Origin of the sequence: Promicromonospora sp. NPDC023987 (assembly GCF_040639055.1) — a bacterium.
Taxonomy (GTDB): domain Bacteria; phylum Actinomycetota; class Actinomycetes; order Actinomycetales; family Cellulomonadaceae; genus Promicromonospora.
Map to the genome: position 1 here is coordinate 58,800 of NZ_JBEZZF010000023.1, position 17,265 is coordinate 76,064.

The window sequence follows — 17,265 nt, forward strand, 5'->3', positions numbered from 1 at the left end:
TCGTCGCCGCACGGTTCGGACCATCCCGCACGACCTAGCTTCCCGTCCAGGAAAGTGCTGTGCACGAGCAAGAGCACACCGGACCGCCGTCACGCCACCAGGGCCCCACCCGTGGCCGTCGTGTACGCCTCGATCACGCCGTCGTGCAGTGCCGACTCGTCCATCGCGCCGACGAGCCAGTCGCCGGCCTCGATCATGTGCGGGCGCTCCTCCGGGTCCTCGACGGCGGCATGAGCGGCGAAAGCAGCCTCCGCCGGGGACTCCACAGCGGTGAGCCGCGTGCCCTCGAAGGCCGGTATCTGACGCACGATGGTCGGCAGACCGACGCGGGCGGCATCCAGCACGCTGATCGGGAAACCCTCGTACGAGGCGGAATGCAGGTACACGTCGGAGGCCGCCATCTGACGCATGACGTCGTCCGCCGTGAGCCGGCCGGTGACCTCGACTCCCGTGTCCCTCAGCGTGTGCACGAGGGTCTCGTCACCCTCGCCCAGCCACCGGAAGTGCAGGTTCAGGTCGAACCGGCGAGCCAGCCGGGCGGTCTCCGCGAAGAACCTCGGGTCGTTCTGTGCCATGACGCGGCCGACCATGGTGACGGTCCGCGGGTTCGTCGCCACCACCCCGGACCGCTTGCCCGCCTCTCGCACCGCCGCGGACGACGGGACGTTGGGAAGGCGCACGATGTTCCGCGCGCCCAGGGACCGGGCGAGGCGCTCCTCGCGCGGGCTCACGACGGCGACCACCGTGCCGTTCGCCACCAGCGCCCGCTCCAGGACTCGCAGCCCGCGACGGACCAGGCCCGAGAGGTCGGACCGCTCGAAGGAGTAGCAGTGCGGTTGGTGGACGACGGGCACCGGCAGCCTCCGGACCCGCGTGTACAGCCCGGCCCAGCCCGAGTGCGCGTGCACGACGTCGGGCACCGTCTCGTCGACCGCCTCGCGGACCGCGCGCACCCGTGCGACGAACCCGTCCGGGAGTGCTGCCGTGCTCCGGTAGGCGCCGTGCCCCTGGGTGCTCTCGGCACCGGTGGACAGCAGGTGGTGCTCGGCCTCGGGGACCAGCTCCGTCATGCGGTCGATCGCGCGCCCTACGCCGTCGGAATAGTGGTCCGTGACATGCAAAATGCGCAACTGCGCCCCCTTTATCGCGTGCCGAGATTCGCCCTTAAATGGGCATAAACCCCAGCGGGCGCGATTCCACCGAACCTCAGTCAGATTACCAACGGAAGCGCAGGCAGGCGCGGCAAAGAACCCCTTGTACGACGCAGACCGGCGCGCTTCTCTCGGCCGGCCGAACCGAACGCTCGCGCCTCATCAGGGGAACACGTCGAACGTCGCCGAATACTTCAGGATCATTCGGCGGCACTGATTCCGTCACTGCCTCGGGGTTACGCCGACAGCCGACGGCCTGGTCGGCCCGTACCCCTGGTCACGGGCCGACGAGGTGGGGCACCACCTTGCGGTACGCCTCGGCGTGCCGCCGACCGACTCGTTCCCAGTCGCGCTCGTCCAGGTGTGGCCGCGTCCCCCGCTCACGGGTCATCCGCGCGACGGCGGTCGCCCGCAGCAGGTCCGCCGGCTGGAGCACGCTGTCGAACATGAGCACCCAGCCCTCGCCGACCTCCCGGGCGAGGGCGTCCGTTGCGGCGCTCCGGGGTACGAGCACGGGACGGTCGAGCGACAGCGCGAGCAGCGCGGCACCGGAGTTGTGCATGTCCTGGTAGGGCAGCACCACGAGCTCCGCACGGCGCACCTCCCGCGCGAGCACGTCGTCGGGCACGATCTCCAGCCTCGCCTCGATACGGTGGTCGGCTCGCGCGGCCGCCTCGATGTGGTCGGCGAGCGCCGCGTCCTGGGACCTGCCGACGACGGTCAGGCGCATCACCGGGTCGTTGACCGCGCGGAACACGTCGAGCAGCCGTTCGACCCCCTTGTTCCGGCGGATCAGGCCGAACAGGAACAGCCGGCCCGGCTCCGCCCTCGTACCGGGGTCGGGTGGGAACACCGACCGGTAGTGGCCGTGCGGGATGGTAGCGGCGCGCACTCCGGGCGGGAGCGGCGTCGTCGGGTTGAGCCTGATCCACAGGGCGGTCCGGCGGTCCAGCCTCTCCAGGAAGGACCTCGCCAGCCGGTCGCCGGACGCCTGCGGCGCGACGTCGTGCACGGTCCGCACGACCGGCGTCTCGGTCAGCTCGAGCCGGAGCAGGAGCGTGTAGGCGAGCGCCGCCTTGATGACCCGGCCGACGGGCGTCCGCTCCCGTACGAGGAGCTCCGGCCAGTGCACGTGCAGCACGTCGTACGCGCCGAAGACCGCGCGGGGCCACGAGAACGTGAGGATCGCTATCTCGGGCGGCGCCGCGCCGATCATGTGGTCGACGTACTGCGTGGTGCCGTTCGGGGCGGGTAGCACGTGCAGCACGCGGATCCGCGCACGGGCGGTCGGCTCGACACCTGCCGGTCCCTCAGGACCGCCGGTCCCGCCCCTGCCCGCTCGCCGCACCATGCCCCTTTCCGCCGAGACGCACAGGAATTCAGAGCGCTGAACACCTGGCAGTGGCTGTAGATCGTATTCCGGCGGCCTGGAGCGCGCACCCGGGACGATCAGCCGGTCGTTACCCGGTTCACCCAGGACGCGCGGAAGGCCAGGCCGACTTGACGCGCTCTTGTCCGTACAATGGCAAGGTGCCAACGATCCGCTCCCTGCTGGCGCACCCCGAGGAGCGCCGGCCGAGCCCGCCTGCCCCGCGCGCCGATCTCCTCAAGGTCTTCGGCGCGGGCATCGGGCTGTTCGCGATCGGCCTGGTCGTGGCACTGATCCTGCACCTCACCGGCCGGGGCAGCGTCGAGGCGATCGCGATCTGCGGCACTGGCATCGTGCTCGGCGGGCTCGGCCTGCTCTGGGCGCGCCTCCGGCGATAGGCCGCAACGACGCCTGCCGGAGGTCAGCTCCAGGCGCGCTCCGCGCTCAGCTCCTCCGCGCGGCCCGGGTCGCGCAGCGCCGCCTCCAGCAGCAGCACGTCAGCGCCCGTGAGCTCGGCCAGCGCGCGGGCGAGCGTCTCGGGCGAGGTCGCGTGCGCGACACCCGGGCCGCCCGCCCCCGTCGGGTCCTCGGACACCCACCACGCGACACGGGTGCCGTCGACCGTCAGGGCGTCGTGGCGGCGCCAGGTCTCCGGCGCGCCCGGTGCGAGGGCCTGGACCCGCGGGTCCAGGCCGACCGGCTCCCCTGGCTCGTCGGGCGCGAGGTCGGAGCCGCCCTCGTACGGCAGGTCCAGCAGGTCGGCCAGCCGCTCGGCGACGTCGGCCGGGGCGGGCACCACGGGGCCGAGCTGCGCCCACCGAGGCATGGCGGCGACCGCGAGGTCGTCGGTGCTCTCCACCGTGAGGCCGCCCGGCCCGAGCGCGGGCAGCCGGGGCGGGGAGATCGGTCGTGGGTCGTCGGCTCGCGCGAGCGCAGCCAGACCCGTCCAGACTGCGCGTGCGACGTCGGCGGACAGCCGCCCCCGCACCTCGGGTAGCCGCTCCAGGACTCTCGTCCACTCGTGTCCGGGCAGGTCAGTCAGGTCGTGCAACCCGCCGAGCGCGGCCAGGAGGTCGTCACCGAGGCCAGCGGTCTCCGACGGCGCCGGTGGCAGCAGCGGGGTGTCGCCGAGCGCGAACGGCCCACCGAGCCGGCGCCGCAGGAACCACGCCGTGTACGACAGGGCCTCCCGGCCCGGGGCGTCCGGGGAGCGCACGGGGGTCAACAGGGCGCGGCGCAGCTCGGGTTCGGCGGAGAGTCGGCCGAGCGCCGACGCGAGCGGGCTCTGCGCGGCGTCGGTGGCGTCCCCGAGCGCGTCGAGGTCCGGCACGGCCGCCACGTCACCGACCCACGCACCCGGGCCGAGCTCGTCCGCGAGATGTTCGAGGTACTCGTCCCAGTCGGACAGCCAGCCGGCGGGGTCGTCGGGCCCGTAGTCGGCGTCGTCCCCGTCGTCGGCCGTCACGACGTCGACCACCCGGTAGACGCCCAGGTCGGCGCGGGCACCGGCGGCGGCGAGGGCCGCCGGGCCCCAGCGCCCGACGACGTCGTCCCGCATGCGGGCGAGGTCCAGGTGCTGGGCCGCCCACGTCCCCGGCAGCGCTGCCTCGCGCAGCGGGACGACGTCGTCGTCCGCCACGACGGGCAGCTCACCCAGCCAGAACGGAAGGTCGGCCCCTGGCTCTGCGGCGGCGAGCCGGACCAGCTCCAGCACCGCGGCGACCGTCTCGGCCGGGGTCGGACCGGCGAGCGCATCCGGGTCTTCCGGCACCGGCAGTGACGTCGGTCCTGCCGTGGACAGCACCGCCGCGAGGCGCTCGGCGTCGTCGTCCAGCACGTCCTCCGCCGCGACGAGCGCCGTCGACCGGACGGCGGGGTCCGCGAGCAGCCCGCGCGGCGTGGTGGGCGCGGCCCCGGCCCGCTCCAGCAGTGGGTGTGCGGCGTCCGGGTGCACGACGCGGACGCCGAGGGCGCGGGCGATCCCGGCGAGGTGCGGCGTGTCGAGCAGCACGGTCCCGCGGGCGCCTCGGGCCGTCCGGCCGTCGGCGAGCGGGAGCGGCGCCCCTGCGACGGCCTCGAGCACCGCGTGCTCACCGGCGTGCGGCGCGAGGGCGGCGAGGGCCGTGTGCACCAGGCCGGGATCGGGCGGCAGCACCTCGACGAGGTCGGCGAGATCGACGGGGCCGGCGCCCAGCGAGCGCGCCAGGGCCTGGTACCGCACGGGAACGGTGACCAGCGCAGCCGGGGCGCCCGCCGCGAGGGCCCTGGCGAGCGTGGGGTCCTCGCCGAGCGGCCCGGTGAGGAAGGCCGCGGCCCTCGGTGCGACGCGCTGCGCCACCCCGACGGCGTCCTCGGTCCGGGACGTCGGGTCCGGTGCGCCCGACCCGGGCGTCGGGTCCGGTGCACCCAGGCGGAGGATCGGGGTGTCGCGCAAGGCGGTGTCGGCCGACGCACGGATCGCGGCGTCGATGTCGCTCGCCGGGAGCCCGGTCGGCACCAGCCCGAGGACCTCGCGCTCGGCACCGAGGTCGCCCAGGAACGCGGCGTAGGCCAGCCCTGCCTCGGCTGCCACGCGGTCCGACGTCGGGCCGGGGAGCACGCCTCGCCGCCCGGGGTCGAGCGGGAACGACGCGATGAGCAGCGCCGGGAAGGTGAGCCGGACGTCCGTCGGGGTCGGCGCGTGCAGCACCGAGCTCTCCGCTGCGCGGCCCCCAGTGGTGGGCAGGGCCCAGAGCACCGACCAGTCCGGGCGACGCGCCTCGGTGGGCAGCGACTCGTCAAGGTCCAGGGCCCCGGAGGCCCGGTGCACGCGCCACCGCGACCCGACGTCGCGCAGTACGCGGTGGGGCGGCGACGGTACGGAGCCCGGCGGGCCAGAACCTGGTTGACCTGCAAAGTCGTCCTCGATCACCACTTCATCGAGGGCGGGGAGGGCGAGCAGGAGGGCGTCGTCGAGCGCGGCGAGCTGGGCGCTGACGGCGGCCACGGCGTCGGCGTCGCGCAGCAACAGCTCGACCACGGTGTCCGGTTCGTCCGGTGCGGTCCCGGGTGCGGAGAACGGGAGCCGCAGCACAGGCAACGCAGCACCCCGTGCCCTGGCTTCGCGCCCGAGGTCGGTCGGCTGCCGAGCGTCGGCATCAAGGTCGGCAGGTTGCTGGGCGTCGGCATCGAGATCGGTCGGTTGCATCGAGATCGGTCCATCGATGGACCGATCTCGATGCAAGGGACCGATCTCGGCGCCGGCCTGTGCCAACAGACCGAGCTCCGCGCGCGTCGCGGCGAGCGAGAACCGCACGCCGCCGTCCCGGGAACGGACCAGCACCTCGTCCGACACGGAGCGCACGGCGGCGAACCCGACACCGAAGCGCCCGACGACGTCGGCGGTTGCCGGGGCCGCACCCTGCAGCTCACCGGTCTTCGCCGAGGCGCGGAGGGACGCCAGCGACGCGACGCCGTCGGCGTCGAGGGGGGCACCTGTGTTGGTGGCGACGAGGCGCCAGCCAGCACCGACCGGCTCCAGACGCAGGGCCAGCCGGCCCGGCACCCCGGCACGCGCGGCGGCGTCGGCGGCGTTCTGCGCCAGCTCGACCACCACCCGGTCGCGGTAGTAGCCGCGTGCGTGGTCCTCCTCGGAGTTCGCGTCCTCGCGGAAACGCGTCGGTGACGCACGCCACGCCTCGGTCACCGCGCGCCGCAGCGCACCGGTGCCGAAGGGGTCGTGGGTCACGCGGGAGACGTGTCCTCGTTGGCCGGGGTCTCGACAGGCTCGACCACCGGCGCAGGCTCGACCAGCGGCGTGGCCTCCACCAGGTGCTCGTCGATCAGCGGCGCCGGTGCCGGCCAGTCGGTCGGGTGCTCCTCGACGTCGGTCTCCGAGTGCGCGCCGCAGCCGTGGTCGAGCGAGACGACCTTGCCGTCGTCAGGCGACCACTCGTTGGCGCACACCCCGAAGAGCTGTCCCATCGAGCCGGACAGCGGGATGAGGAACGCGCAGGTCATGCACTCGGCGGCCGCCGCGACGGCGCCCGCCGTGGTGGGGCCGCGAGAGCCGCGGTACCAGCGCTCGGCGGCCTCGTCCCTGCCCTGCGGGGACAGCACGCGGGTGCGGGCGAGCGCGAGCTCGTCGATCGCCACCTCGTCCACCTCGGAGTCGCCCGTCGAGGTGTACCCGGGCTCGAGCCTCGGGTCGTCGGCGCGGAACGGCAGCACGTCGCCTGCGCCGACGTCGCCGGGGCGCAGGCGCTCGGACCACGGCAGCCAGGCGGGGGCGAGGATCGCCTCGTCCCCCGGCAGGAGCTCGACCTCGCTGATCGTGGCGGTCCGGCCGCGCGGCACGCGGGTCACCGTCACCGTCCAGTGCCAGCCGCGGTAGCCCCGCATCGTGGCGGCGAAGCGGTGCGAGGCGACCCGCTCGTCCTCGAAGACGGTGCCGAGGTGCTCCCCGACGTCGTCCGGCCGCTCCGCGACCTCCTGCGCGGCGGCGCGAGCAAGCTCGGCGGCACCGTTCAGGACGGCGTCTCGGCTTGAGCGTGCGGCGACCCTCCGGGTGAGTGTGCGGGTGGCGGGCGCGATGGTCGTGACCATGTTCCTCGGGACCTCGTGGGGGTTCAGGCGTCGAAGTCGTCTGCGACCTTGCGCAGCATCTTGGCAAGCGTCTCCGTGTTCTTCGGATAACGCCCCTTGCGCAGGTCATTTGCTACGCGGTCCAGCATCTGCGTGAGATCACCGACGATCACAGCCATGTCGTCGGCGGACTTCCGCTTCGCTTTGGCAACCGACGGGGCAGCGTCCAGCACCTTGACCGCGAGCGCCTGGGGACCGCGGCGGCCGTCGGCCACCCCGAAGTCCACCCGGGCGCCCGGCTTGGGCACTACGCCCTCGGGCAGGGCGGAGGCGTGCAGAAATACCTCGCCTCCGTCCTCGTTGGCGATGAAACCGAAGCCTTTGTCGGTGTCGAACCACTTGACCTTGCCGGTGGGCACTACGACCTTCTTCTGTGCTTGTCAGTACTACTCGTGGAAACTGCTCAGGACGGCCTGGTTGCTGCGAGCTGAGCGCGCCACCTCCGGCCGGAAGTACCAGGTTACCGGGCGGAAGCCTGACACGTCGCATGCATTGGGCACTCTTCGCCCGCACCGAGCCGTCCGAGCCGGGTCCCGCAGGCCCGCCAACGGGTTCTCACGCCCGGATCCCGAGGTCCGCGCCGAGCCGGAGCGCCACCTCGTCCAGCCACGCCTCCGGGTCGGTGACCGAGCCCACCAGGTGTCCGAACAGCTCGAACGAGAGCGTGCCGAACAGGGCGGTCCACGCCATGAGGGCGCGGCGGACGACCTCCGGCAGCTCGTCGTCGGACAGGTCACTGTCCGCCATCAGGCCGTGCTCGGCGATGAACGCCAGCGCGGGAGCGACGATCCCGGGGTCCGCGCCGGCCGGGGCAGCCGGCACCACGGGCGGGCGCGCGCCCGCCGCGTAGGCGTCGCCCACGATACGCACGAGGACCCGCACGACCCGGGTGGCGGGGTCGACGGTGTCCCGCGGCGCGGCGTAACCAGGCACGGGGGTGCCGTAGAGCAGCCCGAACTCCCCCGGGTGCGCGACGCACCAGGCCCGCACGGCACGAAACGTGGCGAGCCAGCGAGCGGCGGTGTCCGAGCGGTCGCTGACGCCGGCGTCGGCAGCCTCCGCGGCGTGCCCCAGCTCGTCGTACGCCTCGATGAGCAGCGCGGTGAGGAGGGCGTCCCGGCTCGGAAAGTACCGGTAGACGGCGGAGGAGACCATCTCGACGTCACGCGCGACGGCGCGCAGCGACAACGCGGCGGGACCGTCGGTAGCCAGCCGTGCTCGGGCCGAGTCGAGGATCTCGCGGGTGATGGCCTCGCGGGCGAGGGCACGGGCGGTGCGGGCCGGGCTCATGCCTCACAGGCTGCCATGCTGGATCACCGCACACAAACGCGAGCACCGCTCTTGCCAAGGAGCAGCTGCTCATGCCACGCTTGCGGCATAGCGAGAGCACCGCTCTCAGAATGGAGCATCGATCATGGCTGACCACCACCTCATCGTCGGCGCCGGTCCCATCGGCCGCCACGTCGCCGCCCTGCTCGCCGAGCGGGGCTCCCGCGTCACCGTGGCGAGCCGGTCGGGCCGCAGCACGGGGATCGACGGCGTCGAGCACCTCGCCCTCGACGCGTCGGACGCCGACGCGCTGACGCGGGCCGCCGAGGGCACCGACCACCTGTACAACTGCGCCAATCCTGCCGACTACACCCAGTGGGAGCGGGTCTGGCCGCCGCTCGCCGCGTCCCTGCTCTCGGCCGCCGAGCGCTCCGGCGCCGTCTACGCGATCACCGGCACGCTCTACCCGTACGGCCCCGTCGACGGGCTCATCTCCGAGGACCTGCCCGACGCCGCCACGGACCACAAGGGCCGCCTCAGGGCCCGGATGTGGGCAGCGGCCAAGGCGGCGCACGACGCCGGGCGGATCCGTGCCGTCGAGATCCGCGGGTCCGACTACATGGGGCGCGGCGTCGGCGGCAACGGCCACATCTCGCGCCTCGTACCCGACGCGCGGCAGGGCAAGCGCGTCACGATGATCGGCCGCACCGATCAGCCCCACACGTTCACCGACGTGCTGGACGCGGCCCGCACCCTGATCGCCGCCGCCGAGGACCGGGGCGCCCACGGCCGCGTCTGGCACGTGCCGAGCAACCCGCCCGTCACACAGGCGCAGGCCCTGACGGACGTCCTCGCGAGCACCGGCAAGCCGCCCGTGAGGATCTCCGCCCTGCGCGGGGCGGCGCTGAACGCCATCGCACTGGTCTCCCCGTTCATGCGCGAGATGCGCGAGCTCGGCTACCAGTGGGAGCGCCCGTACGTCCTGGACGACTCGGCGGCGCGCGCCCACTTCGGCATCACCCCGACGCCGTGGGAGGAGGTCTGCCGCCGCACCGCACAGGGCTGACGGCGGCCGGGGCGTGGACCGGCCGAACTCCGGCCCGGGAAACCCGCGTAGCATCGTCAGGATGGCCTCCTCGCTCCCCGCAGCGCCGGCGGCGGCCACGCGGCACTTCGCCGACGACCTCCGGCAGCGCTCGGACACCGCGCTCGCCGCGCTCCTGCGCGCCCGTCCTGATCTCGCCGCACCCTCACCCTCGACGCTCCGGTCGCTCGCGGCCCGTGCCTCCAGCCGCACCTCGCTCGAGCGCGCTCTCGCGCGCGTCGACGCCCTGACCCTGCAGGTCCTGGAGGCGGTGCTGGCCCTGGAGCCGGTGTTCCGTCCGGTGCCCGAGCGCTCGGGACCTCGCGAGGCCCAGGAGACGCCACCCGACGAGGCCACCGGTACGGCGCCGCTGGCCGGTCCGCTCAGCGTCGACGTCGTCACGTGGGCACTGGGTGGTTCCGCGGAGGACCTGCCCCGCGTTGTCGCCGCCGTCGGCCTCGCCGTCGAGCAGGCTCTGCTCTGGGACGCCGGCGGCCAGCACGGCGCCGCCCTCGACCTGCGCACGGTGCCCGGCCTCGACGAGCTGCTCGGCCCGAACCCCGCAGGCCTCGGACCGCACCTCGACCCCGTCCCGGACGGGCTGCCCGAGGCCGTCGGGCACGCACTCGGCTCCGCCCCGGGCCGGACCGAGACCGCCGTGGCGCTCGACAAGCTCCTCGCCCAGGCGCCCCCCGGTGCTCGCGCGATCCTCGACGCGCTCGCCTGGGGGCCACCCGTCGGCGTCGTGCCACCAGCGGGCTCCCGGCCACGGGACGCAGTGAACTGGCTGGTCACCGCACATCTCCTGGTTCGGTCCGACGCGCGGCACGTGGTGCTGCCGCGTCTGGTCGGGCTGGCGCTCCGCGACGGGCACACCCACCGCGAGCCCCGGACCCTCCCACCCGAGCCGCAGGGCCGCGCCGTGCACACCACCACCGCCGACGCCGAGGCGGCGAGCGCGGCGCTGGAGCTCGTCCGGCGCGTGCGGCTGCTGCGGCAGGCATGGGACGAGAACCCGCCGTCGGTCCTGCGGGCGGGCGGCCTGGGCGTGCGCGACCTGCGCCGGGTCGCGACGCAGCTGGAGACGGACGAGCAGGCGACGGCGTTCGTGGTCGAGGTCGCCGCGCTCGCCGGCCTCGTGCGGGACGACGGCGACGCGCCGCCGTCGTACGTGCCGACGGTGACCGACTGGGACGACCTGGACGACGCCGCCCGCTGGGCGCGGCTCGTCGAGGCCTGGCTCGTCTCCCGCCGCGCACCGTGGCTGGTGGGCTCGCGTGACGACAAGGGCGCGCTCCGTGCGCCGCTGTCGCCCGACCTGCAGCGGCCGTGGGTCCCCCGGCTGCGCGCCGGCGTGCTGGGCGTGCTGGCGGGCGAACCTGCCGGTGACACCGTCGTGGCCCCGGCATCCGAGGCGGTGGTCGAGGTGCTGACCTGGCACACGCCTCGCTCCATACCGCCGGCCAGCGCCGTCGAGGGCCTGCTGGCCGAGGCGGAGTGGCTGGGCGTGACCGGTGCGGGTGCGCTGTCGACGCCAGGCCGCGCCCTTGTGCTCAGCCGGCCCGACGGGTCGGACGCACAGGTCGCTCCGGTGAACCGTGCGTCCGACCCGTCGGGGGACGGCGGGCCCGCCGGCGCGCTGCGGGCGGTCCTGCCGCACGAGGTCGACGAGATCCTGCTCCAGGGCGACCTGACGGGAATCGTCCCCGGCCGGCCGTCGCGGGACCTCGCGCGGCTGCTGGACCGGTCGACCGACGTCGAGTCCCGGGGCGCCGCGACGACCGTGCGGTTCAGCCCGGCCTCCGTCACCCGGGCGCTCGACCAGGGCGAGACGGCCGACGGCATGCTCGACGAGCTGGCCCACCGGTCCCCCGTGCCGGTCCCCCAGCCCCTGGAGTACCTGATCCGGGACACGGCTCGGCGGCACGGCGCGGTACGGGTGGGTGCTGCGTCGTCGTACCTGCGGGCCGCGGACGCCACGGTGCTCGCGGGTCTCGAGCACGACCCGACGCTCGTCGGGCTCAACCTGGTGCGGCTGGCGCCCACCGTGCTCGCGGCCTCCGTCCCGGCCGCCACCCTGCACGAGGCGCTGCGCAAGCGAGGTCTGGTCTCGGCCCTCGAGGGCTCGGACGGGCGGGTGCTCGTCGCGCGCAAGGGCGTGACGGGCCGGGCCATGCCGGCTCCCCGCTCGGCGGCCGCCATCCGGACGGGTACCGGGTCCGACGTCGCCGGCCGCGCTCCCGACCCGGAGGCCCTGGTCGCCGAGCTGCGCGCGGTCGAGGACGCCGCGCGGGCCGGAGCCAGGGCGCGGGCCGACGCCGCGGAGGTGGCGCGGTCGGTGGCGACGTCCGGCGGCGGTGTCCCGATGCGCGGCTACCGGGTGGTCGCCGGCGTGCCCAGCACCGAGCCGAAGCGGGAAGGGCCACGGCCTGGCGCCCTGGAGCCCCTCGCGGCCGCGGACGCACCCCGTCTGGACCGCGCCGTGACACCCGTCCCCGCCATCGGGACCGACCCGCCTGACGACGACGCGGGAACACAGCACCCCGCCGACGGGTTGGCATTGCTACGCGACGCGCTCCGCGACGGTTCCACGGTGATCGTCGAGGTCGCCGGACACACCGGCCGGCTGGAGCGCCGCGAGCTGAAGCCCCTGAACCTCGACGGCGGACGGCTGCGTGCTCTCGACCCGGACCGAGAGGCCGAGCTGACGATCGCCGTCCACCGCATCGCGGCCGTCCTACCGACGTCGCCCGCGCCGTAAGGCGCAGCAGAGCAAGACCAGAGCAAGACTGAGGGAGTATCCATGCCCGACGGCCCGTTGATCGTGCAGAGCGACAAGACGCTCCTGCTGGAGGTCGACCACCCGAGCGCCGAACAGGCGCGCCGCTCCATCGCACCGTTCGCCGAGCTTGAGCGCGCGCCGGAGCACGTGCACACCTACCGCCTCACCGCGCTCGGCCTGTGGAACGCGCGCGCCGCCGGCCACGACGCGGAGCAGGTGGTCAGCACGCTCATCGAGTTCAGCCGCTACCCGGTGCCGCACGCGCTGCTGGTCGACGTCGCCGAGACGATGGCCCGCTACGGGCGCCTCCAGCTGGTGCAGGACCCTGCGCACGGCCTCGTGCTGCGCTCCACCGACCGGGCCGTCCTCGCCGAGGTGCTGAAGTCACGACGTACCGCCGGCCTGGTCGGCGAGCGCCTGGACGACGCGACGGTGGCGGTGCACCCCTCCGAGCGCGGCCACCTCAAGCAGGTCCTCGTCAAGCTCGGCTGGCCGGCCGAGGACCTGGCCGGCTACGTCGACGGCGAGAAGCACCCGATCGAGCTCAACCACACCACCGAGCCGCGGACCTCGCACGAGAAGGCCTCCGCGTGGGAGATGCGGCCGTACCAGGCCCAGGCCGTCGACGGGTTCTGGCACGGCGGTTCGGGTGTCGTGGTGCTGCCCTGCGGCGCCGGCAAGACGATCGTCGGCGCCGGCGCGATGGCGAAGTCGGGCACGACGACACTCATCCTGGTCACCAACACCGTGAGCGCCCGCCAGTGGCGCGACGAGCTGGTGCGACGCACGAGCCTCACCGAGGACGAGATCGGCGAGTACTCCGGCGCCCGCAAGGAGATCAAGCCCGTCACCATCGCGACCTACCAGGTGCTGACCACCAAGCGGAAGGGCGTCTACACGCACCTCGAGCTGCTGGACGCCCGCGACTGGGGCCTCGTGCTGTACGACGAGGTGCACCTGCTGCCCGCCCCGGTCTTCCGGATGACGGCGAACCTCCAGGCCCGGCGTCGCCTCGGCCTGACCGCCACGCTGGTCCGGGAGGACGGCCGCGAGGACGAGGTGTTCAGCCTCATCGGGCCCAAGCGGTTCGACGCGCCGTGGAAGGACATCGAGGCCCAGGGCTACATCGCCCCCGCCGACTGCGTGGAGGTGCGACTCACGCTCCCCGAGAGCGAGCGCATGACGTACGCGACGGCCGAGATGGAGGACAAGTACCGGCTCGCCGCGTCGGCGTCGGGCAAGAAGAAGGTGGTGGAGCAGATCGTGGCCCGCCACCCGGACGACCAGGTCCTCGTGATCGGGCAGTACATCGACCAGCTCGAAGAGCTGGCCGAGCACCTCGGCGCGCCGATCATCACCGGGGCGACCACCAACAAGGAGCGACAGCGGCTGTTCGGGGCGTTCCGCGAGGGCGAGATCTCACGGCTCGTGGTGAGCAAGGTCGCCAACTACTCGGTGGACCTGCCCGAGGCGTCGGTGGCGGTCCAGGTCTCGGGTTCCTTCGGGTCTCGTCAAGAGGAGGCACAACGCCTCGGGCGCATCATGCGCCCCAAGGCCGACGGCCGCACCGCGCACTTCTACGCCGTCGTCGCGCGGGACACCGTGGACCAGGACTTTGCCGCCCACCGGCAGCGATTCCTGGCCGAGCAGGGGTACGCCTACCGCATCGTGGACGCCGAGGACCTGGACGAGTCGCCGGCCGACTCGTCAGCCCTCTGACACGGGTCCTGCGCGTGCTGTGAAAATGGGCTTCACGCTGGTCGTTTACCTGAGGATTCATTGCAGATGCGCAACAGTGCCCTCTCCGATTGCGAGGTCTTGAACTCGGGGTGACGATCAGGGCGTGATCGAGTCCTCAGCAAGGCGCGAGCATCCGTACCAGCCACCTACCCGGGCCGCCGGGGGATGGGCCGTCGTCGCCTTCGCAGGCCTCGTCGGGATCGCCCTGGCGGCCACCGCCCAGGCGGCCAACGCCACGGTCGCCGCACCGGTGGAACCACGGCCGTCCGTGTCGCCACGGCTGTCCGCCGCGACCCAGGCAGAGCTGATGTCGGACGTGCTGCCCGCGTCGCCGCCCATCACGATCACCGATTCCGTGACGGACGGCGCCGGCCTGCTCAGCGACACGGCACGCCAGGACGTGCGGACTGCCCTCGACCGGCTCGCCGACGAGTCAGACCTGCGCCTGTTCGTCGTGTACATCGAGAGCTTCGACGGTACCGAGCCCGTGGACTGGGCCAACGCGAGCTCGAACCAGTCCGGGCTCGGCACGGAGGACCTGCTGCTGGCGATCGCCACGGCCGACCGCGAGTTCGGCCTGTCCGCGCCCAGCAACGTCCCGCTCACCGCCGAGGAGCTGGGTGCGGTCGACGATGCCGTGGCTGCCGCGCTCGCGGACGAGCGGTGGGCGCCCGCCGCGATCGATGCCGCCGACACGGTCCGGCAGTCCAGCGTGGCCACAGTGAGCCCGCTCCTCATCGCCGGCATCGCCGTAGGTGGCCTCCTGGTCCTGGCTGGCCTCGGATACGTCCTGTGGCGCTTCGTCGGGTCGCGGATGCGGCCCCGCCTGACCCGGCTCGCAGCCCCCTCCCCGGCTTCCGGCGAGCCGACGCCGGACGAGCTCGCCGACCTGTCCCTCACGGAGCTCGACGAGCGTGCCGCCACGGCCCTGGTCCGCATCGACGACGCGCTCAAGACCTCCGAGCAGGAGCTCGGCTTCGCCCGCGCGGAGCTGGGCGCCGACGCGACGAGGGAGTTCGAGCTGATCCTGGCGCGCGCCGCCGGCGACGTCCGGCAGGCGTTCGTGATCCGGCAGGAGCTGGACGACGAAGAAGCCGGAGCCGGGCCCGAGGGCGCCGCACGGCGTACCCGCCTGTCTCGCGTCGTCGCACTGTGCGAGAGCGCCGCCGACACGCTCGACGCGCGCACCCGCGCGTTCGACGACCTGCGCCGCCTGCAGCAGCGCGCGCCCGAGCTGCTGGCCGACGTCGACGCCCGTGAGCCGGAGGTCGCCGGCCGGGTGGCCGTCGCGCGCGCCACCCTCGACCGGCTCGCGGAGCGGTATCCGCTGGACACGCTGGCGATGGTCTCCGGCAACCCGGAGCAGGCCGAGCTGCTGCTCCTCAATGCCAAGGAGGCGGTGGGCGCCGGACGCTCGGTCCTGGAGTCCGGGCAGAAGGCCGTCGCCGTCGCGCACGCCCGGGGCGCGCAGAACGCGCTCGGCCAGGCGGTCATGCTGCTCGACGCCGTCGACGCCATCAAGCTGCACCTCGAGGAGGCGGCCGGCCGGCTCGACAAGTCGATAGCGTCGCTGACCCAGGACGTGGTCGCCGCCCGGGCCGTCGAGGGCGACTTCGGCGTCACCCTTGCCCGCACCGCCGCCCAGGCCTCGCTCAAGCACGTCGAGATGACGCGCGAAGGCGGTGACCCGCTCGCCGGGCTGCAGCGCATCGCCGCGGCGGAGGCCTCGCTCGACGCCGCCCTCGCCGAGACGCGGGACGGCGCCGAGGTCGCGGCACGGGCTTCGGCGCTGTTGCGGGACACTCTCCGCCGTGTCGACGAACAGCTCCGGCAGACCGCCGACTTCGTCGCCACGCGGCGCGGCGCCATCGGCTCGGCGGCCCGGACCAGGCTCGCGGAGGCGGCCCGGCTGGGCGACGTCGCCCGCTCGCACCAGCCGGCCGACCCCGCCGCGGCACTCGGTGAGGCCCAGCGCGCGAACCAGCTCGTGCAGGAGGCCGCGCAGCTGGCCCGCGCGGACGCCGACGTCGTCGTGACGACGACCGACGAGGTGGGTCCCGAGGCCGGGACCGGCGAGGCGAACGGCCCCATCACGGGCGGCATGCTGCTCGGCGGCATCCTGCTGGACCCGCACGTCGTGCGCTCCCGCAAGCGGGTCGCCGCGGCGCGGATAGGCGGCGGGTTCGGCGGCGGCGGGTTCGGCGGCGGGCGTCCGGACGCGCTCCGAAAGCTGGGCACCGTCCGTGCCTGGTGGCCGACGCCGGCGCGGTAGCGCGTCTCTCGGCACGTCCCCGTGGTCCCGGGACGTCCGGGGATCGGTAGGTTGTCCTCCCGATCCCCTGGCCAACAGGGGTCGGACGATCCCTCTGGAAGGTAGCCACACATGAAGAAGCTCGCCCTGCCCGCCGTCCTGCTCCTCGCCCCGCTGCTCGCCTCCTGCGCTGCGGCAGCGCCCGTCGACGACGCGGCGTCCACCGCCCCGCCGCCCGCCACGGCCGGCGAGGTGCACTGGTCGTACCACGGCGCGGAGGGCCCCGACGAGTGGAGTCACCTCACCGACGACTTCGCCGCATGCGAGGCCGGTGATGCGCAGTCACCCATCGACCTGCCCGAGCACGCCGACGAGAAGCTGACGGAGCACCCGAGGATCACGTCGTCGCCCACGGTCGGCGAGTCGGTCGACACCGGCCACACCGTCCAGCTCGTGCCCGACGGCGACGCATCCGAGATCGAGTGGAGGGGCGACGAGTTCGACCTCGCTCAGGTGCACTTCCACCTGCCCTCCGAGCACACCGTCGAGGGCCGGACGATGGACGCCGAGTTCCACTTCGTCCACACCGCCGAGGACGGGCAGGTACTCGTTCTCGCGGTGCTCGCTGAGGAAGGCGGCGCGGAGAACGAGGGCTGGCAGCCGTTCATCGACGGTGCGGCCGAGCCGGGCACGGACGACCTGCCGATCGACGTCGCCTCGATGCTGCCGACCGACCCGACCTTCGAGGAGTACGGGGGCAGCCTCACGACGCCGCCGTGCACCGAGGGCGTCGAGTGGGTCATCTACCACGAGCCCGTAGAGCTCTCGGCGGAGCAGATCGCCGTGCTCCGGGAGAAGTACGACGACAACGCCCGCCCGGTCCAGCCCCGGGGCGACCGAGAGGCGCACGAGGGCACGATCACGGTGGAGCAGTGACCAGCCGTTGAGCTGAGTGGTCGGTAGAACGTCAGGAGGTCGGCAGCCCGGGCTGCCGAC

General features: G+C 73.8%; 12 protein-coding genes. 6 read left to right on the forward strand and 6 right to left on the reverse strand.

Annotated elements, in window-relative coordinates; all coding sequences use genetic code 11:
* Positions 1-89: 89 nt before the first annotated feature.
* Complete coding sequence (locus AB0F40_RS12825; protein ID WP_357467534.1) at positions 90-1,070, reverse strand: glycosyltransferase; 981 nt, start codon at positions 1,068-1,070, stop codon at positions 90-92.
* 358 nt (positions 1,071-1,428) lie between these two features.
* Positions 1,429-2,502, reverse strand: a complete 1,074-nt coding sequence (locus tag AB0F40_RS12830; protein WP_357467537.1) for a glycosyl transferase — start codon at positions 2,500-2,502, stop codon at positions 1,429-1,431.
* Positions 2,503-2,681: 179 nt separating this feature from the next.
* On the opposite strand from AB0F40_RS12830, the gene AB0F40_RS12835 reads away from it, so the two are divergent.
* Positions 2,682-2,918 carry a DUF2530 domain-containing protein gene (locus AB0F40_RS12835; RefSeq protein ID WP_357467540.1) on the forward strand — a complete coding sequence of 79 codons (237 nt, stop codon included), beginning with the start codon at positions 2,682-2,684 and terminating at the stop codon, positions 2,916-2,918.
* Positions 2,919-2,941: 23 nt separating this feature from the next.
* On the opposite strand, the gene AB0F40_RS12840 is transcribed toward AB0F40_RS12835, so the two are convergent.
* The 4 genes from AB0F40_RS12840 to AB0F40_RS12855 all read right to left on the reverse strand — a co-directional run bounded on the left by AB0F40_RS12840 (position 2,942) and on the right by AB0F40_RS12855 (position 8,433).
* Complete coding sequence (locus AB0F40_RS12840) at positions 2,942-6,247, reverse strand: ATP-binding protein (RefSeq protein WP_357467543.1); 3,306 nt, start codon at positions 6,245-6,247, stop codon at positions 2,942-2,944.
* The gene (locus tag AB0F40_RS12845) at positions 6,244-7,104 is read right to left on the reverse strand and encodes a DUF3027 domain-containing protein (protein ID WP_357467546.1); all 861 of its coding nucleotides are present in this window, start codon (positions 7,102-7,104) and stop codon (positions 6,244-6,246) included. Before AB0F40_RS12845 ends, AB0F40_RS12840 begins: the two co-directional genes overlap by 4 nt.
* A gap of 23 nt (positions 7,105-7,127) precedes the next feature.
* Positions 7,128-7,502 (reverse strand): cold shock domain-containing protein, encoded by a 375-nt coding sequence (locus tag AB0F40_RS12850; protein WP_357467548.1) that lies wholly within the window; start codon positions 7,500-7,502, stop codon positions 7,128-7,130.
* A gap of 196 nt (positions 7,503-7,698) precedes the next feature.
* On the reverse strand, positions 7,699-8,433 hold the full coding sequence (locus AB0F40_RS12855) for a TetR/AcrR family transcriptional regulator (protein WP_357467551.1): 735 nt from the start codon (positions 8,431-8,433) through the stop codon (positions 7,699-7,701).
* 124 nt (positions 8,434-8,557) lie between these two features.
* Here AB0F40_RS12855 and AB0F40_RS12860 point away from each other — a divergent pair, with 124 nt between their 5' ends.
* The 5 genes from AB0F40_RS12860 (at position 8,558) to AB0F40_RS12880 (ending at position 17,205) form a co-directional block, all read left to right on the forward strand.
* Complete coding sequence (locus AB0F40_RS12860; protein WP_357467554.1) at positions 8,558-9,478, forward strand: NAD-dependent epimerase/dehydratase family protein; 921 nt, start codon at positions 8,558-8,560, stop codon at positions 9,476-9,478.
* A 61-nt stretch (positions 9,479-9,539) separates the two neighbouring features.
* The gene (locus AB0F40_RS12865; RefSeq protein WP_357467557.1) at positions 9,540-12,257 is read left to right on the forward strand and encodes a helicase-associated domain-containing protein; all 2,718 of its coding nucleotides are present in this window, start codon (positions 9,540-9,542) and stop codon (positions 12,255-12,257) included.
* A gap of 42 nt (positions 12,258-12,299) precedes the next feature.
* Positions 12,300-13,997: a DNA repair helicase XPB gene (locus AB0F40_RS12870; RefSeq protein ID WP_357467560.1), complete on the forward strand. Its 1,698-nt coding sequence runs from the start codon at positions 12,300-12,302 to the stop codon at positions 13,995-13,997.
* Between the two features lie 124 nt (positions 13,998-14,121).
* Positions 14,122-16,290 (forward strand): TPM domain-containing protein, encoded by a 2,169-nt coding sequence (locus AB0F40_RS12875; protein WP_357467564.1) that lies wholly within the window; start codon positions 14,122-14,124, stop codon positions 16,288-16,290.
* A 111-nt stretch (positions 16,291-16,401) separates the two neighbouring features.
* Positions 16,402-17,205 carry a carbonic anhydrase family protein gene (locus AB0F40_RS12880; protein ID WP_357467566.1) on the forward strand — a complete coding sequence of 268 codons (804 nt, stop codon included), beginning with the start codon at positions 16,402-16,404 and terminating at the stop codon, positions 17,203-17,205.
* Positions 17,206-17,265 lie beyond the last annotated feature (60 nt).